The sequence below is a fragment of the Microbacterium sp. CFBP9023 genome (genome assembly GCF_034045055.1).
GTDB lineage: Bacteria > Actinomycetota > Actinomycetes > Actinomycetales > Microbacteriaceae > Microbacterium.
Map to the genome: position 1 here is coordinate 436,587 of NZ_JAXCWI010000003.1, position 26,099 is coordinate 462,685.

Below are 26,099 nucleotides of genomic sequence, written 5' to 3' on the forward strand. Positions count from 1 at the left end.
GCGCTCTCCGGCATCATTCTGATCTCGACATGCACGGGCTCCTGGTCGAGGTCGTCCCAGCGCGCCTAGTCTCCAGGAGGGGACGTCTGCATCGGCGAATGACGAGGTCGGAGGATTCAATGGCTGTCTTCATCACGGGTCGAGCGCGAGTGACGCTCGCCTTGATCGGGATCGGCGCCGTGGCCGCCGTGAGCGCCTGCGCCCCGAGTCCCCAGACGTCATCGCCTCCGTCGCCATCGCCGTCCCGGACGACCGACGCGCCCGAGCCGTATGCCGGACCGATCGTGTTCGTCGGCGACGAGCTCGACGCATTCGCGCTCGCCCCCGAGGAGATCGTGGGGATCGTTCCGGACGCCACGGACGTCGGCGATCCGTCGCCGGTCCTCGAACAGATATCGGACGGAGGAAGCCTCCCTGCGGATCCGCCGATCTGTGACGCTCTCTACGCCGAGCAGTCACTCGGCAGCGTCGGGGCGAGGACGATCGAGTGGCAGGTGCCGACGGATCCCACGAACGGGTTCGGCCGGATGACGATCATGCAGTTCGCCGACGAGGCTCACGCCGAGGGCCGCATGGATCAGCTGCTCCAGGCGGCCGAGCAGTGCGCCGAGTTCGTCAAAGAGGGAACCGTCTCCTTCGATGCCGTGATCCCCGAAGCGTCCGAGAACACCCGGGCCTTCGCGGGCTCGCTGATCGATGCGGCGCTGGACTGGCGGTCGTTCAGCGCGTTCGCCTCGACCGGGAACGTGATCGTGCAGCTGTGGCAGCCTTTCAGCGGCGATCGCGACTTCGACGCCGAGGCGGCGGCGCTGCTGCTTCGGGAACGCGCCGAGGAGGCCCGGTCCGGGCTGGTCGAGGAGCTCACTGAGAACCCGCCCGTCGCCGAGACAGACCCGTCCGGCGATCCCGGAACCGCGTGGAGTGACTGGCAGGTCGGAGTCGGCGGCGTGGGTCCGCTCCGACTCGGCGACTCGGTCGAGTCCGCGGTCGCCGCCGCCGGCGAGGACGCGCAGGTCGTCGAACCCGAGTACGACGGCGGCCCGTGGACCCTCATCGCCCCCGCGGAGGCGGGGACGATCCTGGTGCGCCCCGTCGAGGCCGGCGATGCCGTCGGGGCGATCACCGTCGGGAGCGACCGCAGCCTCGGCGACACCGTCGGTGACGGAGCCGCGCTGCCGTCGCGAGGTGATATCCGCCTCGGCGCCCCCGTCGCGGATGCGATGGCTGCTTACCCCGGAGGCACCGTGGTCGAGGTCGTGTCGTCGAGCGATCACTTCTACGCCGTCACGACGCGCGACGGGCAGGTCTTCCGTTTCCAAGCCGATCGCGAGGTGCTCGAGGAGGGGGCGACGATCGTCGGCATCACGGTCGAGGACGCGACGGCACGTACGCCGCTGGTCTTCGGCTGACTGCGGGCCGGTCGGATGACCGACCGGCCCGCAGCATGCCGGGAAGACGATGATCAGGCGTGCAGATCCACGCCCTTGGTCTCCTTCACCATCGACACGGCGATGAGGGAGATCACCGCCGTGATGGCGATGTAGATGCCGATCGTCCAGGCCGCCTGGAACTGGTTCATCAGAGTCTCCGCGATCATCGGTGCGAACGCCCCGCCGAGGATGGCACCCAGCGCGTATCCGATCGAGACGCCCGAGTAGCGGACGTTGGCCGGGAACATCTCGGCATAGAGAGCCGCCTGCGGGCCGTACGAGAGCCCGAGCGCGAACGTCATCACGAACAGCGCCACGAAGTACCAGAAGATGTTCGCCGTGTCGATCAGGAACCACATCGGCACCGCCCACAGCGCGAGCGCGATGTACCCGATCTGGAAGGTGCGGACGCGTCCGAGACGATCGGAGAGGTGGCCGCCCCAGAGCGTGAAGATGAGCCAGCCGAACGACGCGAGCGTCGTCGCCAGCAGCACGGGAGGACGCTCCATGCCGAGGGCGGTGACGGCGTAGGTCGCGAAGAACGCGATGAGCAGGTACCCGGCGGCGTTGTTGCCGATGAAGATCAGGGCAGTGAGCACGACCTGCTTGGTGTTCTTGCGGAACAGGCGACCCAGCGGCGCGGAGGCCTCCTGACGACGACGACGGAGATCCTCGAAGACGGGGCTCTCGTCGACGGCGCGCCTGATCACGTAGCCGACGGCGATCAGCACGATCGACATCAGGAACGGGATCCGCCAGCCCCACTCGAGGAACGCCTCGGGGGACATCGAGCTCGTCAGCACCCAGAGCGTGGCTGTGGCGAGGATCATGCCGATCGGGACGCCGATCTGCGGGAAGGCGCCGAAGAGCCCCCGGCGGGCCGTGGGGGCGTGCTCGACGGCCATCAGTGCCGCTCCGCCCCACTCGCCGCCCGCCGAGAACCCCTGCAGGATGCGGAGCACGATGAGAAGGATCGGAGCGGCGACGCCGATCGCGGCGTACGTCGGCAGCACGCCGATCAGCGAGGTGGAGAGTCCCATCATCACGAGCGTGAAGACGAGCATCTTCTTGCGGCCCAGCTTGTCGCCCAGGTGCCCGGCGACGATGGCTCCCAGGGGGCGGAAGAGGAAGGAGATCCCGATCGTGGCGAAGGAGAGGATCTGCGCGAACCCCTTGTTCTCCTCAGCGATCGGGGCGAGGAAGAGCGGCGCGAGCACGAGGCCGGCTGCTTGCGCGTAGATGAAGAAGTCGTACCACTCGATCGAGGTGCCGACCAGGGTGCTGGCGAGGACTCGCCGCTCCTCGGCGGGCATTCGCGCCGTCGAGGTGCGCGCGGATACTGCTGACGTCATGAAGAACTCCATTGTTCTGCGGGTGCGGAGGAGCGACGCTGCGTCACCCCGAGCTACTTACCGAATGATCGGTCAGTAATTGACGAGAGTAGCGCACGGTGGCCGGGCGACCCAAGCCCCACATCTGCGACCGCGCGACTCAGACGTCCTCACACCTTGCCGAACGCGCGCAGCGGATGCTCGATGAGCTCCGTGACGCGGCGGAGGAAGCTCGCCGCATACCCGCCGTCGCACACGCGGTGATCGAACACCAGCGACAGTTGAGCGACGCGGCGGGCGACGATCTGACCGTCGATCACCCACGGGCGCTCGATGATGCGACCGATGCCGAGGATCGCGACGTCGGGGTGGTTGATGATCGCGGCTGAGCCGTCGACCCCGAGCCCGCCGTAGTTGTTGAGGGTGAACGTCGACCCCCGCAGCCGCTCCGGAGGCATCGCCCCCGAACGCGCCGTCGCCGACAGCTCGCGCAGCGCGACATCGAGCTGTTCGACGGTGAGCTCGTGCGCCCGCGGGATGACGGGCACCAGGAGGCCGCGCTCGGTGTCGGCGGCGACGCCGAGGTTGAGGCCGTCGAAGGAGATGATCTCCGACCCGTCGTCGCTCAGGCGGGAGGCGAGCACCGGATGCTCCGCGAGCGCGAGCACGACGAAGCGTGCCACGAGGGCGGTGATCGACGGTGCCCTGCCGCCGGCCGGAACCATCTCGGAGCGCAGATTCCAGAGCTCGGTGGCATCGACGTCGACCCAGACCGTGGCCTCGGGGATCTCGGAGCGGCTGCGGGTCAGTCGTGCGCTGACCGCCTTGCGCAGCGGGGACATCCGCTCACGGGAGACGACGGCGAGGCCATCGAGACGTTCGGCGTTCGCGGACTGCGGCTGGTGATCATCGCGGCGATGCTGCGCCGCTGCCCCGTCGACGGCGTCGTCGACAGCGGCCGCCAGCACGTCGGCGCGCGTGACGGCGCCGTCATGGCCGGTCGGGGTGATGGCGTGGACGTCGAGTCCCAGATCGCGGGCGAGTCGTCGCACCAGGGGAGAGCGGACGGCCACGGGCCGTCGTTCCGAAGCGTTCGCGTCCGGCTTCTCGCGTGGCATCTCGGATGCCGCCGTCGCCTTCGGGCGCCGTCGGCCGGTCGCGCCGCGCTCCGTGGTCCCATAGCCGATCAGGACGTTGCCGGACCCTGCGCGCTCCTCTTCGCGGTACGCCTCCTGCTCCGGATCGCCGGCATCCGCACGGAGATCGCCTCCCGCATGGGTGTCCGGAGCGTCCGCCGAGGAAGGATCCGCAGAAGAAGAAGCGCCGTCGGCGACCTCGAGCACCGGCGCTCCGACGTCGATGGTCTCGCCCGGTTCTCCGTGCAGGGCGGTGACGACGCCGGCGAAGGGCGAGGGCAGCTCGACCACGCTCTTCGCCGTCTCGACCTCGGCGATCGCCTGGTCGGTGACGATCGTGTCGCCGACGGAGACGAGCCACTGCACGAGTCCGGCCTCGGTGAGTCCCTCGCCGAGGTCCGGCAGCCGGAAGACGTGGGTGGTCAGCGCCGTCATGACTCGTCCTCCCAGTGCAGCGAGTCGATGGCGTCCAGCACGCGGTCGACGTCGGGCAGGTACCAGTGCTCGAGCTTGGGCGGGGCGTAGGGGGTGTCGAATCCGGTGACGCGGCGCACCGGAGCCTCGAGGTACTCGAAGCAGCGCTCGAAGACGCGCGCCTGGATCTCGGAGGCCACGCTGGCGAATCCGGGAGCCTCGGCGATCACGACCGCTCGTCCGGTCGCGCGCACGGCGGCGGTGACCGTGGCGTCGTCGAACGGGGACAGCGAACGGATGTCGACGACCTGCACGCTGCGCCCCTCGGATGCCGCCACATCGGCGGCCTCGAGCGCGAGCGGCACCGAGGCGCCGTAGGCGAGCAGGGTGACGTCGGTGCCCTCGCGGGCGATGCGGGCGGAGCCGATGTCCGCCGTCGCCGAGGTGTCGACCTCTCCCTTCGTCCAGTACAGCTTCTTCGGCTCGAGGAAGATCACCGGGTCGGGCGAGGTGATCGCCGCCCGGAGCAGCGAATAGGCGTCCTGGGGAGTCGACGGGCTCACGACGGTGAGGCCCGGGGTGTGCGCGTAGTACGCCTCGGAGGAGTCGCAGTGGTGCTCGACCCCGCCGATGCCGCCGCCGAACGGGATGCGGATCACGAGCGGCATCCGCACCGCACCGCGCGTCCGGTTGCCGAGCTTCGCGACGTGACTGACGATCTGCTCGAATGCCGGCAGTGCGAAGGCGTCGAACTGCAGCTCGACGACGGGACGCATGCCGTTCATGGCCATGCCGACGGCTGTGCCGACGATGCCGGATTCGGCGAGCGGGGTGTCGAAGCAGCGGTCCTCGCCGAACCGCGCCGTGAGTCCGTCGGTGATGCGGAACACGCCGCCGAGCGCTCCGACGTCCTCGCCGAAGACGACGACCTCGGGATCGCTCTCGATCGCATCCGCGAGGGCGAGGTTCAGTGCGGCGGCCATGCTCATGGTCGACACGGACAGTGCGCGGGTGTCGACCCGGATGTCGTCGTGGGCGATGGTCATCGTGCACCTCCGGCTGCTGCGTGGTTGCGTGCGATCTCGTCCCTCAGCATCTGCCACTGCTCCTCGCGCTGCGGAGAGCGGGTCTCTGTGACGAAGCGGAACAGATCCTCGGGATCGATCTCGGCATCGACGTTGAGCGCCTCTCGCATCGCCGCGGCGGTCTTCTCGGCCTCCGCCGCGTACTCGGCTTCGCGGTCGGCCGTGAGGACGCCGGCGCTCGTCAGGTGTGCTCGCAGTCGCGTCAGCGGGTCGCGCTCGACCCACGCCTGGACCTCGGCGCGCTCGCGATAGCGCGTGTCGTCGTCGGCGTTCGTGTGCGCCTGCATCCGATAGGTGTGCGCCTCGATGAGCGTCGGCCCGCCGCCCGAGCGGGCATGGGCGATGGCCTCGCCGAGAACGGCCAGCACGGCGGCCACGTCGTTGCCGTCGACGCGCTGCCCCGGCATCCCGTATCCGATCGCCTTGTGGGCCAGCGACGGCGCGGCGGTCTGGCGGCTGAGCGGCACCGAGATCGCGAACTCGTTGTTCTGCACGAGGAAGACGACCGGTACACGGAAGACGGCGGCGAAGTTCAGCGCCTCGTGGAAGTCGCCCTCACTGGTCGCACCGTCGCCGCACAGTGCGAGGACGGCCGTCGGCTCTCCGCGCTTCTTCGCGGCATACGCGAAGCCGACCGCGTGCAGCAGCTGGGTGGCGAGCGGAGTGGCCTGAGGTGCGACGTGGTGCGCTCGCACGTCGTAGCCCGAATGCCAGTCGCCCTTCAGCAGCACCATCGCCTCGGCCGGTGCGACACCCCGGGCGATGACCGCGACCGAGTCCCGATACGTGGGGAAGAGCCAGTCGCCGGCGTCGAGGGCGAGGGCCGCTCCGATCTGGCACGCCTCCTGACCGTGCGACGACGGGTAGACGGCGAGGCGGCCCTGGCGGACGAGAGCGCTGGCCTGATCGTTGATGCGGCGCCCCTCGACGAGACCGCGATAGGCGGCGAGCAGGGTGTCCGTATCCGGCAGCGGGAAGTGCGGGTCGTCGACGACACGGCCCTCTGCGTCGATGAGCTGCACCGCCGTGTCGCGCGGGAGCAGGTGTGCGTGTTCCATCCGTTCGCCCTCCTTGCCGAACTCGATGACGCCAGCATGCTCTCCTCGCGACAGACGTCCAAGAACATTCGGCGCATCGTGGACGAATGCGATCTACTTGCTCACCTCCGTGACGAAATGTCAGAATTCAGGCAGAGGACGAAGGGGTTCCATGATCACGCTGGACGACACCGATCACGCGATTCTCGAGCAGCTGCGGATCGACGCCCGGGCGTCGATGACCGCCATCGCCGAGGCCGTGCACATCTCGAGAGCGGGCGCTCACGCACGGATCAAGCGGCTGACCGATGCGGGCATCATCACCGGCTACTCGGTGCGCACCGACCCCGTGCTGCTCGGCCACCATGCGAGCGCCTACGTGACACTCGCCATCGAGCAGGCCACCTGGCAGGAGGTCAGCGCCAGGCTGCGGATGATTCCCGAGATCGAGCACATGGCGCTCGTCGGCGGTGACTTCGACGTCATCCTGCTCGTGCGGGCGAGCGACGCGCGCGACCTCCGCCGCATCGTCTTGGAGGACATCCAGGCGATCCCCTCGATCCGCTCCACACGCACGACCCTCATCTTCGAGGACTTCACCCTGATCTGAGCGGGTGGGGAGGTCATCCCTTCGCACTCGGACATCTGCGGCGCGCTCCGCGACAAGTGGGCTGTCGCATCGCGTTCGACAATGAGACGACCCGCCAGATCCTTGGCATGCGTCCCGCTCGAAGGAGAGTCCCGATGTCCGAATCCGCCGCATCCGCAGCCGCCGCGCTGCTCGACCGCATCCAGGCGCCGGAGGGCGCGGGGCGAGACATCCCGGATGCCGCCACACGCGAGGTCATGGGTCGTGCGCCCGAGCACTCGGTCAGCGACCTCGACGATGCGATCGCGCGAGCGCGAGCCGCTCAGCCCGGCTGGGAGTCCCTCGGCCACGCGAAGCGCAGCGAGCTGCTGATCGCTGCGGCCGATGCGATCGACGCGAACGCCGAGGCGCTCGCGCACCTGCTCTCGCGCGAGCAGGGCAAGCCGTTGAACGGCCCCAACGCGCGCTTCGAACTGGGTGCGTGCTCGGCCTGGCTGCGCACCAATGCGTCGATCCCGCTCGAGTCGCAGGTGCTCGTCGACGACGAGACCCTGCACGCCGAGCTCGTCTACAAGGCCGCCGGAGTGGTCGGCGCGATCGGTCCGTGGAACTGGCCGCTCATGATCACTATCTGGCAGATCGGTCCGTCGCTGCGGATGGGCAACACCGTCGTCGCGAAGCCGAGCGAGTACACGCCCCTGAGCGTCCTCGCGATGCTGGCGGTGATGAACGACGTGCTGCCCGCCGACGTTCTGATCGGTGTCTCCGGCGATCGCGAGGTGGGTGCGCGCCTCGCCTCGCACCCCGACATCGACAAGATCATGTTCACCGGATCGACCGCCACCGGGCGACGCATCATCGAGAGCTCGGCCGGCAACCTCGCCCGCCTCACCCTCGAGCTCGGCGGGAACGACGCCGGGATCGTGCTGCCGGGCACCGATGTGTCGGCTATCGCGCAGGACCTCTTCTGGGGCGCCTTCATCAACACCGGTCAGACCTGCGCCGCGATGAAGCGCCTCTACGTGCACGACTCCGTCTACGACGAGGTCGTCACCGCGCTCGCCGAGATCGCGGCATCCGTCCCGATGGGTAACGGGCTCGATGAGGACAACGTGCTGGGTCCGCTGCAGAATCGCGCCCAGTTCGACATCGTGTCGCGCCTGGTCGACGAGGCGAAGGGTCGCGGCGCCCGTGTCGTCACGGGCGGCGAGGCGGCTCCTGAGCTCGGCGAGCTCTTCTATCGCCCCACGATCGTCGCCGACATCGACAACGACGCGGCCCTCGTGCAGGAGGAGCAGTTCGGCCCGGCGCTGCCGGTGATCCGGTACAGCGACGTCGACGAGGCGTTCGCGTTCGCCAACTCGGTCGACGTCGGTCTCGGCGCATCGGTGTGGTCGAGCGATCCGGACGCCGCCCGCGAGGCCGCGACGCGCATGGAGTCCGGCACGGTGTGGATCAACTCGCACGGAGGGCTGCACCCGATGGTGCCGTTCGGCGGCGTGAAGAGCTCGGGCTACGGCCTGGAGTTCGGTGTCGAGGGGCTCAAGTCCGTCGCCGTGACGCAGGTCGTGTCGGGGCCGGGCCGCAAGGCGCAGGCATGAGGTCCGCGATCGTCGTCGGGGCCGGGACCTCGGGCGCGATCGTCGCGCGACGCCTGGTGGACGCCGGCGTCGAGGTGACGCTGATCGAAGCCGGAGGATACGACTCGAATCCGGCGATCCACGACCCGTCGAGGGCGGGGGAGCTGTGGCACTCCGCCGACGACTGGGACTTCTTCACCGTTCCGCAGAAGCACGCCGGCGGACGCCGACTGCACCTGCCGCGCGGGAAGGTCACCGGAGGCTCGCATGCGCTCAACGCCATGATCTGGGTGCGCGGCGCCGCCTCCGACTACGACGCCTGGGAACGCGCGGGCGCGACGGGGTGGGGCTGGAGCACGGTCGAACCCGTCTTCGCCGCGCTCGAGCACGATGTGCTGCCCGTCACCGACGACTACGAGCTCTCGCCGATCCAGGCCTCGATCATCGACGCAGCCGTCGAAGAGGGGCTGCCCCGCAACCCGGACTACAACCGCTGCACCCTCGACGGCGTCTCGCAGCAGCAGGTGACGATCCGCGACGGCCGGCGGGTGAACACGTGGATGGCCTACGCGCAGCCGGTCGTCGACAGGCTCACGATCCTCACCGAGCGCGAGGTGCATTCGGTGATCGTCGAGGAGGGCCGCGCCGTCGGAGTCCGACTCGGCTCGGGCGCCGACTCCGAGGAGGTCTTCGCCGACGAGGTCGTGCTGTCGGCCGGTGCGATCGGATCACCCGTGATCCTCCTGCGCTCGGGCATCGGCCCCGCCGACGAGCTCGCCGCGCTCGGCATCCCCGTCGTGCTGGATGCACCGGGCGTCGGCAAGAACCTGCACGACCATCTGCTCTCACCGGTCATCTTCACGACCGAGAGGCCGGTCGGACCGCCGCAGCCGGGCGTCTCGGTCACGCAGTCGCACCTGTTCTGGCGCAGCCGCGACGACCTCGCCGAGCCCGACACTCAGCCCATCCACTTCTCGGTGCCGATGTGGGGCGAGCTCGAACCTCGAGGGGATGACGGATTCACCCTCATGGCCGGTCTCGTGACGCCGTACAGCCGCGGTGGGCTCACCCTGTCCGGTCCGGATCTCGCGGACCCGCCTCTGATCGACCTCGCCGCGCTCGAAGACGACAGGGACGTGGCAGCGCTCGCGGCATCGGTTCGTCAGTGCCGCCGGATCGGCGCGCAGCCGGCGCTCGCCGAGGAATGGGGAGCGACCGAGGTGTACCCCGGCCCCGACGTGTCGGACGACGGGATCGACGACTGGGTGCGTCGCACGGCCATCACCTACCACCACCAGGTCGGCACCTGCCGGATGGGATCGGATGCCGAGGCGGTGGTCGACCCGCTGCTGCGGGTGCGCGGTCTCGAGGGGCTGAGCGTGATCGACGCGTCGGTGATCCCCACCGTTCCGACGGGCAACACCAACGCCCCCGCGGCGATGATCGGCGAGCTGGGGGCGAGGTTCCTGCTCGGACGCTGACGTCGACGCTCGCGATGCCCCCTCCTGCCGAGTAGGTGGAAGGGGGCATCAGCGTCTCATCCGGCGTGCGAGGTCCTGCATGTCGTCCCGCATGCGGGGTCACCAACGCATCCGAATCGCTGCTGAGCGGTGCGTCATCGACCCCGCAGGGAAATGACGCGCACGGCATGCGACCTGATCAGCCCGCGGAGTACACCTCGCGACCGGCGAACCACGTCGACCGCACGGGAGTGTGCACGATCTCGTCGGCCGGGCCGGCGATCGCATCCCGCGCGAGCACGACGAAGTCCGCGGACTTGCCCGGCGTCAGCGATCCGGTCTCCGCGCCGAGGCCCATCGCGGTCGCGGCATTGATCGTGAAGACCTGCAGGGCCTCCTCCGCTGTGATCGCCTGCTCGGGCCAGAGGACGCCGGGCGCTCGGCCGAGAGGATCGGCGCGCGTGACGAGACCCTGCAGCCCCTCGAGAGTGTTCGGCGATTCGCTCACCGGCCAGTCCGAGCCGCCGGCGACGAGCGCGCCGGCGTCGAGCAGGGCACGGTTGGGCTGCGAATGCTCGGCGCGGTCGCCGAGGACCTCGGCCAACGCCTGCGGGATCACGCCCGGGAACCAGATGAACGGCGAGATGTCGGCCGAGACGTCGAGCGCTCGCAAGCGCGGGATGTCGTCGTCGGCGAGGAACTGGCCGTGCGCGATCTGGATCGGGGTGGTGAAGCCGTCGGACCGGATGCGCTCGGCGACGTCGAGCACGAGACGCGCCGATCCGTCTCCCGTGCAGTGCACCTTGGCGCCGAGTCCGCGCTCGGCCACCGACCGCAGCCAGGTGTGCAGCTCGTCGAAGTCCATCGTCGTCTCGCCGTGGAAGTGCGCACCGTGCACGGCATCCGCGATATACGGCTCGAGGAACGACGCCGTGCGCGCGGGTGGCACTCCGTCGAGGAAGATCTTCACGAAGTCGGGCCGGTGGTGCGGGGTGCGGAACTGCTCACCGAGGTCGATGAGCGGGGTGCCGATCGGATCGAACCCGAAGATCTCATCGTTGATCAGCAGCGACGAGACGACCCAGGCGGTGAGCTCGTGCGACCGGTCGAGGGTCGCGAGGGCGGCGAGGATGTCGGTCGACACTCCGGCATCCTGGAAGGTCGTGATGCCGTAGGAGTTGAGGATCTCGACGCCGCGGCGCGACGCGGCCACGTGCTGCTCGCCCGTCAGCCCACCGCTGCGATCGTAGGCCTCCTGCACCGGGATTCCCGCTGCCTCGAACAGCACCCCGGTCGGCGTGCCGTCATCGGGATCGAGCACGGTGACTCCGCCGGAGGGGATGCTGTCGGCGGTGATCCCGGCGAGCTGCAGCGCCCGCGTGCTCGCCCACCTGTTGTGCCGCGAGTCCTCGACCAGGACGACGGGGCGACCGCTGGCCGCCTCATCGAGACGCTGCCTGATCGCGCTGTTCGCGAGGCTGGGCAGCAGAGTGGTCGACACCGGGCCGCCCACGATCCACGCGTCGGGCGGCAGCGCGCTGGCCTTCTCGCGCACGAGGTCGAGGATGTCGTCGAGGCCCAGCGAGGGCGGCAGCGAGAGCTCGAACAGCTCGGTGCGCCCGGCGAGAGCGTGGTGGTTGTGCACGTCGACGAAGCCGGGGTAGACCGCGGCATCGCCGACATCCAGCATCCTCGTGTCCGGGCCGCGGTACGCGTCCATCTCGGCCCGCGTGCCGACGTCGAGGATCCGCCCGTCGCGCACCGCGAACGCCTCGACGATCGGTGCTCGGTGATCCGCCGTGCGGATCACCGAGCCCGTCACGATGAGCTCGGCCGTCGTCATCTCAGAGGGTTCCGAAGAGCGCCGGCTCGAGGCCGTTCGCGTGATGGGTCGTCGAGAGCAGTCGGCCGTGAGCGCCGAACGTGAAGTGCGTGGGCACCTCGCCCGACTCGTCGAGCCCGAAGAGAACCCCGTGCGAGCGGATCGCGTTCACGTCCCGATGGTCGGCGATCGTGACCGATGCGCAGGGGATGACCTTCTCGCGCCACGCGAAGACGTAGATCCCGGGGCGCACCTCCCACACGCTGTTCTCGTCGGTGTCTGCGAGGCCGCGCTCGGGGCCGGCGAGGCACTGCCATGAGTACCAGCGCTCCGAGAGGTACACGTGCTCGTAGGCGTGCTCCTCGCTGTAGATCCACTCGACCCGGCGACCGATGAGCGTCGTCGTCGGCGCCGGCTCTGCGCCCGTCACGGTCGCTCCGTCGATGATGCTCGACGCGAAGACGTGCTGCACGCGGGTGCGTCCCTGCTCGGGCGCGGGCAGGATCACCGAGATGACGGCGAGGGCGCGGCCGTGGCGCAGGTCGACGATCAGAGACACTGCTTCGTTCGGCAGGTAGTCGTGATGGAACTGCACGAAGTACAGGTCGTCGTCGACCTCGAACGCCTCGTAGTCGTCGGTGTCGGAGGCGGGTGCTGTCGTGTCGTCGGCACCGGGCTGGTAGTCCCACGCGACCGTGGTGTCGGCGAACCGGTGCGAGATGCGGGTTCCGCGGGCGTCCACGACGGTGATCTCCCGACCGCTCAATGCGGTCGTATGCGGAGCCTTGTTCGCGTCGAAGCCGGGAGCCAGGCCCTCGAGCGGGAGCCAGGTGGAGGTGTCTGCGGGGTTCAGGGTCGTCATGTCTCTCCTCAGGTGAGTGGGGTTGCGGGAGCGTCAGCGGTCGCTGAAACGCTCGAGGTCGGATGCGAGGCCCTCGTACACGGCGGGCCGGGAGCGCTTGAGATAGGCGCCGTAGACGATGCCGCCGATCAGCGCCACCACGAGCAGCAGCGGCATGAGACGGATGGCGAGCTCCTCGGATCCGGCGACGATGTTGAAGTTCACGATCGCCAGCACCGAGATCGCGGCGATGCCGAGGAATCCGATCCCCGGAGCGATGAACGTGCTCCACCATCGCGGATCGCCGGCACGGCGGAAGTACACGACGATCGAGATCGCGGCGAGCCCCTGCAGGATCAGCACGCTCAGGGTGCCGAAGCCGAGCATCGCCGGCACGAGCGTGAGGATGGGGTCGGCACCGGCGATCGCGAAGATGATCGCGACGAGCGCCGCGAACGATGCCTGCACGATCCCGGCCAGCTGCGGGGCGCCGTTGCGGCGGGTGCGGGCCAGCGCGTGCGGCAGGATGCGCGAGCGCCCCAGGGAGTAGAGATAGCGCGTCGCGGAGTTGTGGAACGCGAGCATCGCCGCGAACAGACTGACCAGCAGCAGGATCATCATCACGGTCGTCAGCGGGCCCCCGAGGTACTGCTGCGACAGCATGAAGATCAGGTCGCCCGTCGGCAGGTGCTCGAGAGCGGTTGCCTGCGCCTGCGCGACGCCGGTCGCGCTCACCACCGCCCAGGTGGTGACGCCGAGGATCACGCCGATCGCGATGATCGAGGTGTACGTCGCCCGCGGGATCGTGCGCAGCGGCTGCTTCGCCTCTTCGCTGAACAGGGCGGTCGCCTCGAAGCCGAGGAAGCCCGTCGCGGCCAGGAGGAGGCCGATCGGCAGCGACCCCGAGAACACGGCTTCGGGGCTGAACGCGGCCACGTCGTATCCGGTCTGCACGAGCACCGACACGTCGAACACCACGAGCATCAGCACCTCGAGCACGAGGCACACACCGAGGATCTTCGACGAGAAGTCCACCCCGACCCGTGCGAGCACGAAGCACACGACGATCGACAGCAGACCCCAGATGAGCCAGTGCACGTCGAGGCCGGTGAGGTCGCGGATGATGTTCTGCATGAAGAAGCCGCTGGTGCCGATCGTGCCGACGACGAAGAAGTTGTAGCCGAGCGTGGCGATGAGGCCGGCGACCAGACCGCCGGTGCGACCGAGGCCCTTCACGACGAAGGCGTAGAAGCCGCCGGCGTTGACCAGCTGCTTCGACATCTGCGCGTATCCCACGGCGAACAGCAGCAGGATCGCGGCCACGATGAAGAAGGCCATCGGCGTGCCGCCGCCGTTTCCGAGGGCGATCGCCAGCGAGGCGACCACGACGATGCCGGTCAGTGGTGCGACGGCGGCGAGCACGAGGAAGACGATCCCGGCGACGCCCAGCGCGCCGGGTCGAAGAGAGGTGTGGTCCTGCTGCGTCGTGGACGCAGATATCGGGTCTGCCACGTCGGCTCCTTTGCTCGGTGACGGCCGTGTCGGCACGGCATCGACGACGAGGGGTTCGTCGATACAGCGAGTCTGCTCGTGCCGGGAGCGCGGCGGTTGACCCTGAGCGAAGGACGATGGTGCCAGCGCGCACAGCCGTCCTGGTCGTGTTCCCGGCCCGGATCCGGCGGAGCAGGATGACGGTGATGACACCGCCGTCCTCGCGGAGCGCCGCCGGCGCCGCGGCGATGTCTCGAGGAGATCATGGACCTGCAGCTGACGGGCACGACCGCGCTGATCACCGGCGCCGCGAGCGGTATCGGCCGCGCGACCGCCCGCGCGCTCGCCGCGGAGGGGGTGCGCGTGGCGCTCCTCGATCGGGATGCCGTTGCGCTCGCAGAGACGGCACGCGGATGCGGTGACGCTGTGGTCCGGGTGGTCGATGTCACCGACGAGACACAGGTCGCGCTGGCGGTCTCCACGTCCGTCGAGGAGCTCGGCGGGGTGGATGCGGTCGTGTGCTGCGCGGGGATCTCGGGTCCGGTCGGATCGACGATCGAGCAGATCTCGCTTCACGACTGGAACGCCGTGTTCGCGGTCAATGTCACGGGGGCGTTCCTGGTTCTCGCGCAGGTCCTTCCCGCGTTGCGGGCGTCGGCTTCGGCATCCGTCGTGCTGCTCGCGAGCGACTCGGCGTTCGTGTCGTCGCCCGGCATGGCGCCCTATTGCGCATCGAAGGCCGCGCTCGTGCAGCTGGGTCGATCGCTGTCGGTGGATCTCGCCGGCACTGATGTCCGGGTGAACACGGTGGCGCCGTCGATCGTCGACACCCCGATGAGCCGTGGAGACCTCGGGGAGCACGCGTTCGTCTCCCCGACTTTCGAGGTGCAGTCGCCCGAGGACGTCGCTTCACACGTGCTGTATCTGGTGTCGCCGCGGAGCAGAGCGATCAACGGCACGACCATCCTCAGTGATTTCGGGTATTCGGCCCGATCAGGATTCCCGGCCTGATGGTCACAGGGACGACGGATCTGCGCACGAGCGCGGCGAGAGCGCGTGAGCGCGGCGAGAACAGGAGCGAACATGGGTAGTGCAGTGGGATCGACGGTCTCCGGGCGGGTCATCGTGATCACCGGCGGGGGTACCGGCATCGGGGCGGCGATCGCCGAACGGTATGCCGCTGAAGGTGCGCACGTCGTGGTCGTGGGGCGTCGGCCCGAGCCGCTGCGCGCCGTGGCCGACGCCGTCGGCGCGCATCCGATCATCGCGGATGCCGCGGACGCCGCATCGGCGCAGGCAGCGGTGGCGGAGGTGCTCGCGACATTCGGGCGCCTCGACGTGCTGGTGGCGAATGCCGGCGGACACGGCTTCTCGCCGGTCGCCGACACCGACGACGACAGCTGGGATGCGGCGATCCGCGCGAACCTCACCACGGCGTTCGTCATGGCGCGAGAGGCGTTGCCTGCGCTGATCGAGGCGAAAGGGCAGATCGTGATCGTGTCGTCTCTCGCAGGTCTCTTCGCGGGTCCGTCGGTGGCGGGATACACCGTGGGCAAGCACGCGCTGATCGGGCTGACGCGGACCCTCGCCCGCGACTACGGAAGGCAGGGTGTGCGCGTCAACGCGGTGTGCCCAGGGTGGGTGCAGACGCCGATGGCCGACGACGAGATGGACGAGTTCGCCACCCATGCCGGGCTGGGCTCGCGGGAGGAGGCGTATGCGACCGTCACGGCGGATGTGCCGCTGCGGCGCCCGGCTCGGCCGGCGGAGATCGCGTCGGTCGTGCGGTTCCTGGGATCGGGGGAGTCGTCGTACGTCACCGGTGCCGTGATCGTGGCGGATGGCGGGTCACACGTCGTTGATGTGCCGACGATCGCCTTCGACCGGGCGGGGATGTAGGAGGCGGTCGCTCGGGTGCATGGTCGGTCGTCCCCGGCATGGGCGCTCTCGTTCCCGGTTCGGTCGTTCGCGCTCCGATGACGCCGCTGTGTTCTCCGTTCTCACGTATCCCGTCTTTCGCCTCTTCCCCGCTTCCTCCGGTGGGTCGCGCCTCTTGGGGTTTCCCCCGCATCTCGCGCGCGATCTGGACGCTATCGCTGTGCCATTCTGGGAGATTGGAATACGGATCTGATCCGGGGTAATTCGAGGTGGTTTCGGGTCTCGAATGTCGGTGGCCCGGGGTTGACTGGGGGTATGAAGAGCACTGCGGAGCTTCTGGATCGGGTCATCGCCGACCTCGACACGGTGCTGTCCGACGGCGCGCTCGCGGGGTTGTCCGATGCGGATCGGGTGACTGTTCTGCAGGGTGCGGGTGCTGTCTTCCGCCGCGCGGAGGCCGTGATCGTCGAGACGATCGCGACGGGCGACGCGGCCGACTTTCCGCATTCGGCGGGGTGCCGGGGCCTGAATGAGCTGTTGCAGCGGACGGTGTCGGTGGATGTGCGGGGCGCGTCCCGGGTCGACAGGGTCGTCGATCTGGTGCGGCGTCCGGTGAGTCTGGCGGGGGAGAGGATGCCGGGCCGGTGGTCGGAGTTGCGTCTCGCGTTGCTGGATGGGGTGGTCGGGGTGGCCGGGTTTCTTGCGGCGACGGGGCCGATCGAGAAGGTGTGGGATCGGCTGACGGTGGATCAGCGGTTGGCGGCGGATGTCGCGTTGGCGGGGTGTGCTCGCGGCCACGGCGTCGTGGTCGACGCTGATGGTGAGGGCCTGGAGGCTGATGAGCCGGGGGCGGCGCCGACCCCGCAGGACTTGAAGGCTCTTGCCGAGGATCTCGCGTCGATGTTCGACCCCGATGGGGAAGAACCCAAGGATGAGGACTCCCGGCGCCGGCGGGGCATCACGATCGGACGTCTCACGGACGGCGTGCACGCGATCCGCGGGTATCTGACCCCAGAGGTCGCGGCGCAGTTGCAGCTGATCCTGGACGCGATCCTCAACCCCAAAGGTGATGGCGCGCCCATGCCCGGAGTGCACTTCGCCCCGAGCGAGGGTGCCGGTGCGGGTGCGGGTGCGGGTGCTGGTGCGGACGGTGACGATGCGGATCCGTTCAACTCGGATCCGCGGTGTGTGCTTGATGACCGCTCCGCGGCGCAGAAGCGTCACGACGCTCTCGCGATGGTGTTCGGGATCGCCGCGCGACACAGCGACATGCCCACCCTCGGTGGAGCGGCGCCGGTCCTCGTCGTGAACGTCGACGCGAAGGATCTCGTGGGCGGAATGGGGGGAATGGGCGGAGCGGGCGGCAACGGTGGGTGGGCGACGGTCGCCGGATCCGGTGCCCACGTCCCGGTCTCCGTCGCCGCGCACGTCGGATGCGCGGGGACGATTCAACGGGTGCTGGTCGATGAGGGCAGGATCATCGGGATCACGACCACCGACCGGGTGTTCACCGTGCACCAACGCCGGGCGATCATCGCCCGCGACAAAGAATGCCTCATTCCCGGGTGCCACGTTCCCGCGTCGTGGTGCGAGATCCACCATGTCGTCGAGCATGCCAGGGGTGGTCCGACTCATACCGATAACGGTGTGCCTTTGTGCTGGTGGCACCACCGATCCCTCGGGACCTCGGGGTGGGAGATCCGGAAGCAGGCGGGGCTCCCGCAGGTACGAGGACCGAGATGGTGGGATCCCGACGAACGATGGCGCACACCGAGGCTCAGCGCCGCCCGAGTCACACTCTCCGCGCCGCTCGCCCGCACCGGATGACGCGGGTGAGCGTCACCGATGCGACCGCAGCACCACACCAGCGCAGCACCGCATCAGCGCATCAGCGCATCAGCGAATCGCGAGCTCGAAACCGTCCGCCGTCGGAATGACGGCCACCTGGGTGAGGTCATCGACATGGAAGGTCGGCTGATGAGACGTCGCGTGCGCGCCCACGCCGATGACCCGCATCCCCGCAGCATGCGCGGCCTGGATGCCGGCGCCCGAGTCCTCGAACACCACGCAGTCGGCGGGGTCGACGCCGAGCAGCTCCGCACCCAGCAGGAAGCCCTCGGGGTCGGGCTTGGAGGCCGACACGTTCTCGGCCGTGACCGTCAGTGCGGGCACGGTCAGGCCGGCCTGGCCCATCCGCGCGTTCATCAGCGTCACGTCGGCCGAGGTGACGATCGCGTGGGGGTAGGGGAGCAGTGCGGCGAGCAGGGCATCCGCACCCTCGATCGGGATGACGCCATCGACATCCTTGCTCTCGTTCGCGAGCATCACCGCGTTCTCGCGGATGTTGATCTCGTGGTCGCGCTCCGGCAGCATGATCGCCATGCTCTGGTGCCCCTGCCGGCCGTGCACGACGCTCAAGACAGTTTCGGGAGCGATTCCGTGGGGCTCGGCCCACGCCAGCCAGAGCCGTTCCACGACAGCCGTCGAATCGACGAGAGTGCCGTCCATGTCGAGCAGGACGGCGCGGGCGCTGATGGTCTCGGTCATCCCCTCAGGCTACTGCCGCAGCATCTGAAGCCCGACCTGACGGCGCTACCCACCGAGGTACGCGCGGTGCAGCAGCTGCGAATCCTCCTTCAACGCCTCGGCGGTGCCCTGGAAGGAGACGCGGCCGCCGGCCACCACCACGGCCTCGCGAGCGAGGCCCAGCGCGAGCTGCGTGAACTGCTCCACGAGCAGCACCCCGACGCCCGACTCGGCGATCGACTTCACGATCGGCATGAGCCGCATGAACACGACAGGCGCGAGACCGAGCGACATCTCATCGATCAACAGGATCCGCGGCTTCGCGGCGAAGGCACGTGCCAGCACCACCATCTGCTGCTCGCCACCCGACAGCAGCGCGGTGGGGGAGTCGATGCGCTTCTCGAGCTCAGGGAACTGCGCGAGCGCCGCATCCTGTTCCGCAGGCGTCCGCGCGGTGAGCGAGATGTTCTCGCGCACGGTCAGCGATGGGAACACCGCTCGCCCCTGCTCGATGTGCACGATGCCGCGCCGCGCTCTCGTCACCCGGGACAGCTTGTCGAGCGGCTCGCCGTCGAGCATCATCGATCCCGCGGAGTGCGGGGTCACGCCCGACACCGATTCGATCAGACTGGTCTTGCCGGCCCCGTTCGGTCCGACAAGCGCGAGCACCTCGCCACCGCGCACGGTCAGCGACACATCCGAGATCACCGGCCCCGCGCCGCGGCTGACCGTCACCCCGTTCAGCACCAGTTCGCTCACTTCAGCAGCTCCGTCTCTCCCATATACGCCTTCACGACCTCCGGGTTGGCGAGCACCTCGGCCTGCGGACCGCTCGCGAGCACTCGACCGAAGTCGAGCACAGTCAGCGTCGGGCACACCGAGCGCACGAGATCGAGGTCGTGCTCGATGATGATCAATGCCACGCCGAACCGGGCCGGCAGCTCGCGCAGACGCGCGGCGAGAGCCAGGTGCTCATCGTGCGACAGGCCGGCCGCGGGCTCGTCGAGGATCAGCAGCCGCGGACGAGAGGCCACGTTCGCCGCGACCTCGACGAGTCGCCGGGTGCCGACGTCGACGCTCGACAGGCGCGCACCGGCCGGCGGGCATCCGAAGAACTCGAGAACCTCATCGATGTCGGATGCGGCGAGTCGACGTCGAGCGACGAACCTCACGTACGCGCCGACCGTGAGCGACGGCGGGACCCTGTCCTGCTGGAAGGTCCTGCGCAGCCCGAGCCGGGCGCGACGCGTCGGAGACAGGCCGGCGAGATCACGATCTCCGAGCAGTACTCGACCGCCGTGCTTCGGCAGGAACCCGCTGATCGCATCGACGAACGTCGACTTGCCTGCGCCGTTCGGACCGATCAGGCCCATGATCGACGCCGCCGGCACCTGGAACGACACATCGTCCAACGCTGTGAGAGCACCGAACTGCACCGTGAGTCCGTCGACAGTGAGCACCGGTGCACCGTCGAGCGCGCGCTCATCGACCGTCGCGGTGGTCGTTGTCGTGATCGCCCGATCCTCGGCATCCGCATCGGGAGGCAGCGCGGTCAGCTTCGCCGAGGCGGTCCTGCGATCCGCGCGCTTCCAGATGAGATTGCGGATGCCCTGACCGAGGTTGGTCCCGCTGGTGAGCGCCTGCACGCCGAGTACGCCGAAGACCACGAACGCCCAGTCCTGGGGCACGCCCCAGCGCTTCAGCAGCTCGGGCACGAGCACCCAGAGGATGCCGCCGAGGATCGCCATGTCGATCAGATGGGCCCCGGACATGACGGCGAGGACGTAGAGCGCCAGCGACTGAAGCGGGGTGAAGCTCGATGCGAACGGAAGCTGCACCTGGCCGGCGAGGAGTCCTCCGGCGATGCCTCCCAGCGCAGCCGAGACGGCGAACGCGGTGAGCTTGGCGCTCTGCACGCTCTGCCCGGCAGCCGCGGTGCCGCGTTCCGAGAAGGCGACCGCCTTCCAGCTCGAGCCCCACCGTCCGCGCTGCAGGAAGAAGACTCCCAGCGCGCAGATGGCGAGCACCACGACCGAGAGGAAGAAGAATTCGCGATCGTTCGAGAACAGCGTCGGGCGCTCGACAGCCGTGCCGTCGGCGGACCCGGGGAACTGGATCTGCACGAGGGTGACATCCGCCGCGGCAGCGAAGCCGAGGGTGACGACCGCGAGGTTGACGCCGCGTAGCCGCAGCGCGGGGAGCCCGACGAGGATGCCCACAAGACCGGCGGCAATGCCGCCGAGGAGGAGCCAGACGACGAAGCCGCCCGGCGCCTGCATGACGTTGAGCAGCGAGACGATCCAGGCGCCCACGGCGGCGAACGTGAGTTGGCACAGCGCGATCATGCCTGCGGAGCCCGTGACGATGCCCAGTCCCAGGATCGCGATGGCCGCGACGACTGCGCTGATCGCGAGGAACACGAAGTACCCCGGAAGCGCCGCGCTCAGGATGGCACCCAGTCCGACCGCCGCGGCGGCGACGGCGAGGGGCCAGGACAGTCGGAACCAGGGACGGTCAGCGAGCGGCATCCCACACCTCCTTGCGCTGCGTCCACAGGAGCAGGACGACGATGAACAGGAACGGGAGGAAGTTGCGCACGAGCGCGACCTCGTCGATCTGCGCGACGAGCCCTCCCAGAACGCCCAGCACGACTCCGCCGACGACGGCGAGGTCGAGACGGCGGAAGCCGCCGAGCAGCGCAGCGGCTGCGGCGGGGACGATGAGCATCGCGAGGCTGGTCGCGTCGTTCGACTGCGACGGCGCCACGATCATGATGGCGATCGCGCTGATCACACCGGTCACGAACCACACCGCGATGGAGAGCGGACGGGAACGGATGCCGAGCAGCTCGGCGGTGGTGGGGCGCTCGGAGAGCGCGCGCAGCTGCGTGCCCACTCTCGTCCGGCGCAGCACGATCCGCACCACGACGGCCGTGACGACCGCCATGGCGACGGTGGCGACGGTGACCTGACTGATCACCACGCCCCCGAACGAGAAGGCGGGGCCCGCGATGATCGGGGTGAACGGCTGCGGTTTGTTGCCGAACAGGATGAACGACATCGAGATGAGCAGGAGAAGCGGACCGACGGTCATCGCCGAGCGAGTGGTGGTGGAGGCTTCGGAGAGCCAGGTCGCGGCGATCCACCCGATGGTGGCGGAGAGCGCCCCGCCGACGACGACGCCGAGCACGGAGCCGAGCCAGATCGGTACCCCCAGTTCGCTGACGAACCACACGGCGCTGAAGGCACCGAACATCCCGGTCGCGGCCTGGGCGAAGTTGACGACCCGCACGAGGCGCGACATCAGGGTCAGGCACACTCCGAGGACCGCATAGAGACCGCCGGCGGCGAGACCGGCGATGGCGCCTTGCAGCATGAGGCGTCCTTTCTGGTGTGAGGGGGAGAGGACCTGCCGCCGAGAATGCGCTCGGCGGCAGGTGAAGGGCGGCTACTCGCCGATGCGGAGCCAGTCGTCGGCGACCTTCTCCCAGGCGTTCGTGCCGGATTCGAGGATGATCGGCCATCCCGCGGTGTTCTGCGTGCCGAAGGCGTAGGGCGTTCCGACCATGGGGTTCTCGATGGGATCCATTCCGCGCAGCGCCTCGGTGACCGTCTCGCGGGTGATGTCGCCGTCCATGCCCTCGAGCACCTCGATGAAGTAGGTCGCGGCGAGGTATCCGCCCTGGCTGAATGAGGTGAGGGGGATGTCGTTGGCCTCCATCAGCTCCCGCCAGTCGGTGTTGATCTCGTCGTCGTCCGTGAACGGGTAGAACTCGGCGGGCACGTAGATGCCGGCCCCGGCGTCATCGATCGCATCCGCGAAGTTCTCGCTGTAGACGCTCGTCAGATAGAGCCAGGTCACGTCGTCCCAGCCCTGCGCGTTCGCGGCCTTGACCTGGCCGATCGCGTCGGGCTCGACAGGGTTGATCGCGAGCGCCTTGCAGCCCTGTTCGCGGGCCTTCACGATGTAGGGCGTATAGTCCGAGGCGCCGTACGGCACGGTGTCGTCGACGTACTTCGGCTCCTTGCCCGTGATCTCGGTCCACTTGTCGATCGCCGCCTGGTAGGTGGGTCGGGTGGATCCTGCGATCTCCAGCAGGATGCAGATGTCGTCGAGTCCGAGCACCTCCGAGCCGTACTGCAGCGTGAGGGTCATGTCGTTGAACGGACCGACGTTGGCGGGGGAGATGTTGTCGCTCGCGAAGCAGCCGGTATCGACTCCGATGCCGGGCAGCGAGAGGATCTCCTCCTGCTCGTAGTACTTCGCGTTGATCTCGCACTCGATCAGGCTCGCTGATCCGACCAGCGCGACGGCCCCGTCGCTGCCGACGAGCTCTCGGGCTGACGCGGTGGCTGTGGCCGGGTCGCCCTTGTCGTCGAGGGTCTTGTACTCGATGGTGCGTCCGTCGAGGCCTCCGGCCTCGTTGAAGGCGTCGAACACCGCGGCCGCCGCCTGCGACGCCTCGGGGAACGTCGCCGGACCGCTGATCGTGTTCACGGAGCCGACGACGATCGGGGCGTCGCCGCCACCTCCGCTGCCGTCTCCGCCGGCGCAACCTGCCAGAGTGAGGGCTGCCACGGCGATGAGCGCCGCAGTGCCGGATACTCGCTTGTTCATGTGATTCCTGCCTCTCGTGTGCTTGTCGTGCTGCGGTCAGTCGCGCAGCGCGCGGTTGACCAGTTCGGTGTCGGTGAACTGCTCGAACGCGACGACCCGGTGATCGGCCAGGCGCCAGACATGCGCGACACGTGCCGCGAAGAATCGGCCGGTCGCGCGGTACGTGCCCGAGTAGGTGCCGATGCCGACGACCACGTCCCCGCCGTCGATGACCTCGTCGATCGCGACCGTGTAGTCGTCCCACTCGTCCTGGATGCGCTGGAAGACGCCTGCCGCGACCGCATCCGGCCCGATGTACGTGCCGGCGTACGGGAAACCGGCGGCCTCGGTCCAGCTCACGTCGTCGGCGAGCGGCGCCAGCATGCCGTCGAGGTCGCCGCGGTCGCTGGCCGCGTAGTGCGCGGCGATGATGTCGGCGTTGCTCATGGGAGGTCCTCTCCTGGATCTCGTCGCGGGGTCAGACGGGCTGGGCGTCGGGGTAGTCGACGGACCCGAGCGGATAGATGTGACCGCCGCCGCGGGAGTGCTCCGCGGCGCCGTCGCCGGTGAGGCCGAGGAAGATCCCCGTCGTCATGAGCTGGTAGCCGAGGTCGTGCAGCCAGACGCTCGCGACCGCGATGCGGAACTCCCGGAAGCAGAAGAGGTAGAGGCCGTCGGCGAACTTCCAGACGGTCGACAGGTCCATGTCGCCGTGGCCCCGCTGCACGCCCTCGAGGCACTGCCAGGCGTAGCGCCGGCTCGAGATGTAGACGTGCTCGTAGAGGTGGTGCGGGCTGTACCGATAGATGTTGCGCTTGCCGATGAGGTCTCGGCTCGGCCCCGGCACCTCGCCCGTCGCGGGACCGGCATCGGTCGTCGCCGCCCAGAAGTCCTGACCGACCTGTGGTGTGCCCTCGACAGCCTCGGCCGCGATGCGTGATCGCACGACGGTGGCCCGGTGGGTGGAGGTCGAATAGACGACGGTGATTGCTTCGCGTTCACGGCTCTCGAGCGGGATGTTCACGAAGATGACGTCGTCGCGCACCGCGACGGCGTCGTACGGGTCGGTGCCCGACTCGCCGAGTCCTGACCAGGTGACAGCGACCGCATCGAACGTCAGCGCCAGCGCGGATCCATCGTCGAGCGTGAGCGTCAGCGCGGTGCCCGACAGCGAGGTGTTCGGCAGTCGGAAGGTGTCGATCCCGGCGGCGAACTCGTCGTACGTGCGCCATTCGTCGAGTGCGGGATCGGTCGTGACGGGAGCGGTCATGGGAGTCCTGACGTCGCATGCGGCGGAGCGTCCTCGCTCCGGGCACCGCATCCTCGCGGTGTGCTTGCCTCATGCTCCGGCTCGCCCTGGCATCCGCTCAAGAGAAGCGTCGCCATCGCGCGCCGACAGTCAACCGGCGTGCCCTGCAGAGCAAGGACGGGCCTGGGAATCCGCCGTGGCGTCAGCGGCGCGGCTCCGGGCGGGTGTCAGGATGAGTCATGCGAACAGAACCCCGGGCCGCCCTCTCGCCGGCGGTCAAGGCGGTCGCCTGGACGGCATCCATCTTCTTCGCTCTCCTGTTCTTCGCCGTCGCGTGGGTCTGGTGCGGGATGTCGTACGAGGAGGAGTTCAGCGAGCAGTCGAAGGCCGTCTCCGCAGGGTCGACGATGGAGGGCTGGGGGTTCACCATCGGCCTCGTGCCCGTGCTGGTGCTCCACGCCCTGATCGCGATCGGCGCCTTCTTCGCCGTCCGGGACGGAGGACGCCGCCGGGTGCTTCTCAGTGCGATGCTGGCGCTCGCGCTCGTGGCCGCCGTGTCGCTGCCGGGCTTCGTCGCCGTGCAGATGCTGTACGGCGGCACGATGTTCGCGCCGCCGGTCTACGTCCCCTGACGGACGTTCTCCCGCTGCGCTGCGCTCAGTGCGCCGCGCGGTACTCGCTGGGGGAGATGCCGAACGCCGACTTGAACGCGCGGCTGAAGTGCGCCGCATCCACGAAGCCCCATCGGGCCGCGATCGCGGCGACGGGCCGGTCGGCGAGCATCGGGTCGAGCAGATCGCGACGGCACTGCTCGAGGCGGCGGGTGCGGATCCAGGTCGACACCGTCACGCCCTGCTCCTGGAACAGGCCGTGCAGGTGACGGGTCGAGATGAAGTGCGCCGATGCGATGGTCGCGGGTCCGAGATCCGTCGAGGCGAGGTTGCGGTCGATGTACGAGCGGATGCGCTGCACGAGCGCGCGATGAGGGTCGGCCGACACCTCGTCGAGGCCCAGCTCGCGGGTGAACACCGTCGTGACGAGGTCGAGCGCGCTGTGCGCCAGTCGTGCCCCTGTCGTGCCGGCGAGCTGGTCGAGGTTGCCGGCGAGCTGCGTCAGATACGGCACGACCATTCCGCCGAGACCGCCCTGACCCGAGATGCGCACTGCTGTGAGCTGGCCGATCATGTCGGAGGGCAGGCTGATCAGGTGCTTGGGGAACATCACGACCATCGTGCGGAAGTCGTCGTCGAAGACCAGCGAGTACGGGCGGTCGGTGTCGTAGACGGCGAGATCGCCGGCCTGGAGCACGGCCTCCCGGTCGTCCTGGATCAGCATCCCGGTGCCGGCGAGCATGAGGCTCAGCTTGAAGTACGACCGGTCGCTGCGTGCGATGAGCTCGGGTGTCCGCTCGACGACGTGCGAGGTGGCGCGCACCTCGTTGACGTGCACCTCGTCGACTGAGGCGCCGCGGATGATCCCGCGGAAGTGGTCGGGCCCGGCCGTCGACACCTGGAGCGGCACGAAGGACTCCGAGACGGCGGCCCGGAACTCGCTGATGTTGCGCGCGACGAGCGTCGACACCGATTCGGCGGGGGCGGCGAGTGCACCGTTCATGACTGATCACCTCGGGTGGT

At 69.0% G+C, this 26,099-nt stretch carries 23 protein-coding genes; 8 read left to right on the plus strand and 15 right to left on the minus strand.

The annotated features are described in order from the left end of the window. The first annotated feature begins 119 nt into the window (after positions 1-119). Entirely contained in the window at positions 120-1,409 is a 1,290-nt protein-coding gene (locus SOM10_RS16745) for a hypothetical protein (protein ID WP_320491210.1), read from the plus strand. Between the two features lie 53 nt (positions 1,410-1,462). On the opposite strand, the gene SOM10_RS16750 is transcribed toward SOM10_RS16745, so the two are convergent. The 4 genes from SOM10_RS16750 to pdhA form a co-directional block, all read right to left on the minus strand. Continuing rightward, a complete protein-coding gene (locus SOM10_RS16750) occupies positions 1,463-2,782 on the minus strand; it encodes an MFS transporter (protein ID WP_320491212.1) in 1,320 nt (439 codons plus the stop codon). A 149-nt stretch (positions 2,783-2,931) separates the two neighbouring features. Then, positions 2,932-4,332: a dihydrolipoamide acetyltransferase family protein gene (locus tag SOM10_RS16755; protein WP_320491213.1), complete on the minus strand. Its 1,401-nt coding sequence runs from the start codon at positions 4,330-4,332 to the stop codon at positions 2,932-2,934. Then, complete coding sequence (locus SOM10_RS16760) at positions 4,329-5,357, minus strand: alpha-ketoacid dehydrogenase subunit beta (protein ID WP_320491215.1); 1,029 nt, start codon at positions 5,355-5,357, stop codon at positions 4,329-4,331. Before SOM10_RS16760 ends, SOM10_RS16755 begins: the two co-directional genes overlap by 4 nt. Beyond that, positions 5,354-6,454: a pyruvate dehydrogenase (acetyl-transferring) E1 component subunit alpha gene (gene pdhA, locus SOM10_RS16765; RefSeq protein WP_320491217.1), complete on the minus strand. Its 1,101-nt coding sequence runs from the start codon at positions 6,452-6,454 to the stop codon at positions 5,354-5,356. Before pdhA ends, SOM10_RS16760 begins: the two co-directional genes overlap by 4 nt. 151 nt (positions 6,455-6,605) lie before the next feature. Here pdhA and SOM10_RS16770 point away from each other — a divergent pair, with 151 nt between their 5' ends. From SOM10_RS16770 to SOM10_RS16780, 3 genes are all read left to right on the plus strand, one after another. Further along, the gene (locus tag SOM10_RS16770) at positions 6,606-7,043 is read left to right on the plus strand and encodes an Lrp/AsnC family transcriptional regulator (protein ID WP_187250130.1); all 438 of its coding nucleotides are present in this window, start codon (positions 6,606-6,608) and stop codon (positions 7,041-7,043) included. Positions 7,044-7,177: 134 nt separating this feature from the next. Next, a complete protein-coding gene (locus tag SOM10_RS16775; protein WP_053095444.1) occupies positions 7,178-8,623 on the plus strand; it encodes an aldehyde dehydrogenase family protein in 1,446 nt (481 codons plus the stop codon). Continuing rightward, positions 8,620-10,083: a GMC family oxidoreductase gene (locus tag SOM10_RS16780; protein ID WP_320491220.1), complete on the plus strand. Its 1,464-nt coding sequence runs from the start codon at positions 8,620-8,622 to the stop codon at positions 10,081-10,083. Before SOM10_RS16775 ends, SOM10_RS16780 begins: the two co-directional genes overlap by 4 nt. Before the next feature lie 178 nt (positions 10,084-10,261). Here the strand turns inward: SOM10_RS16780 and SOM10_RS16785 are convergent, their stop codons facing one another. Genes SOM10_RS16785 through SOM10_RS16795 form a run of 3 tightly spaced genes read right to left on the minus strand, consistent with a single transcriptional unit; the run spans position 10,262 to position 14,237 of the window. Then, positions 10,262-11,905 (minus strand): amidohydrolase, encoded by a 1,644-nt coding sequence (locus tag SOM10_RS16785; RefSeq protein WP_320491222.1) that lies wholly within the window; start codon positions 11,903-11,905, stop codon positions 10,262-10,264. A 1-nt stretch (position 11,906) separates the two neighbouring features. Further along, complete coding sequence (locus SOM10_RS16790) at positions 11,907-12,746, minus strand: molybdenum cofactor biosynthesis F family protein (RefSeq protein WP_320491224.1); 840 nt, start codon at positions 12,744-12,746, stop codon at positions 11,907-11,909. Between the two features lie 33 nt (positions 12,747-12,779). After that, positions 12,780-14,237 (minus strand): APC family permease, encoded by a 1,458-nt coding sequence (locus SOM10_RS16795; protein ID WP_056277523.1) that lies wholly within the window; start codon positions 14,235-14,237, stop codon positions 12,780-12,782. 243 nt (positions 14,238-14,480) lie between these two features. Between SOM10_RS16795 and SOM10_RS16800 the strand changes: the two genes are divergently transcribed. The 3 genes from SOM10_RS16800 (at position 14,481) to SOM10_RS16810 (ending at position 17,921) form a co-directional block, all read left to right on the plus strand. Then, entirely contained in the window at positions 14,481-15,227 is a 747-nt protein-coding gene (locus SOM10_RS16800) for an SDR family NAD(P)-dependent oxidoreductase (protein WP_072590928.1), read from the plus strand. Positions 15,228-15,299: 72 nt separating this feature from the next. Next, positions 15,300-16,115 carry an SDR family oxidoreductase gene (locus SOM10_RS16805; RefSeq protein WP_320491227.1) on the plus strand — a complete coding sequence of 272 codons (816 nt, stop codon included), beginning with the start codon at positions 15,300-15,302 and terminating at the stop codon, positions 16,113-16,115. 294 nt (positions 16,116-16,409) lie between these two features. After that, complete coding sequence (locus SOM10_RS16810; protein WP_320491229.1) at positions 16,410-17,921, plus strand: HNH endonuclease signature motif containing protein; 1,512 nt, start codon at positions 16,410-16,412, stop codon at positions 17,919-17,921. Positions 17,922-17,990: 69 nt separating this feature from the next. Here SOM10_RS16810 and SOM10_RS16815 read toward each other — a convergent pair whose 3' ends face one another. The 7 genes from SOM10_RS16815 to SOM10_RS16845 form a co-directional block, all read right to left on the minus strand. Further along, a complete protein-coding gene (locus SOM10_RS16815; RefSeq protein ID WP_053095452.1) occupies positions 17,991-18,641 on the minus strand; it encodes an HAD-IA family hydrolase in 651 nt (216 codons plus the stop codon). Between the two features lie 45 nt (positions 18,642-18,686). Continuing rightward, complete coding sequence (locus SOM10_RS16820) at positions 18,687-19,379, minus strand: ABC transporter ATP-binding protein (protein WP_320491230.1); 693 nt, start codon at positions 19,377-19,379, stop codon at positions 18,687-18,689. Continuing rightward, positions 19,376-21,148, minus strand: coding sequence for a branched-chain amino acid ABC transporter ATP-binding protein/permease (locus tag SOM10_RS16825; RefSeq protein WP_320491232.1), 1,773 nt, complete (start codon positions 21,146-21,148; stop codon positions 19,376-19,378). The genes SOM10_RS16820 and SOM10_RS16825 overlap by 4 nt, the downstream gene beginning before the upstream one ends. Next, positions 21,135-21,995 carry an ABC transporter permease subunit gene (locus SOM10_RS16830; protein ID WP_053095455.1) on the minus strand — a complete coding sequence of 287 codons (861 nt, stop codon included), beginning with the start codon at positions 21,993-21,995 and terminating at the stop codon, positions 21,135-21,137. Before SOM10_RS16830 ends, SOM10_RS16825 begins: the two co-directional genes overlap by 14 nt. Positions 21,996-22,067: 72 nt before the next feature. After that, a complete protein-coding gene (locus tag SOM10_RS16835) occupies positions 22,068-23,237 on the minus strand; it encodes an ABC transporter substrate-binding protein (protein WP_072590933.1) in 1,170 nt (389 codons plus the stop codon). A 36-nt stretch (positions 23,238-23,273) separates the two neighbouring features. Beyond that, positions 23,274-23,663: a nuclear transport factor 2 family protein gene (locus SOM10_RS16840; protein ID WP_072590934.1), complete on the minus strand. Its 390-nt coding sequence runs from the start codon at positions 23,661-23,663 to the stop codon at positions 23,274-23,276. 31 nt (positions 23,664-23,694) lie between these two features. Beyond that, on the minus strand, positions 23,695-24,486 hold the full coding sequence (locus SOM10_RS16845) for a MoaF C-terminal domain-containing protein (RefSeq protein WP_295102507.1): 792 nt from the start codon (positions 24,484-24,486) through the stop codon (positions 23,695-23,697). Positions 24,487-24,704: 218 nt separating this feature from the next. Between SOM10_RS16845 and SOM10_RS16850 the strand changes: the two genes are divergently transcribed. Continuing rightward, on the plus strand, positions 24,705-25,097 hold the full coding sequence (locus tag SOM10_RS16850) for a hypothetical protein (RefSeq protein WP_320491235.1): 393 nt from the start codon (positions 24,705-24,707) through the stop codon (positions 25,095-25,097). Positions 25,098-25,122: 25 nt separating this feature from the next. Here SOM10_RS16850 and SOM10_RS16855 read toward each other — a convergent pair whose 3' ends face one another. Beyond that, positions 25,123-26,079 carry a helix-turn-helix domain-containing protein gene (locus tag SOM10_RS16855; RefSeq protein WP_053095460.1) on the minus strand — a complete coding sequence of 319 codons (957 nt, stop codon included), beginning with the start codon at positions 26,077-26,079 and terminating at the stop codon, positions 25,123-25,125. Positions 26,080-26,099: the final 20 nt, after the last annotated feature.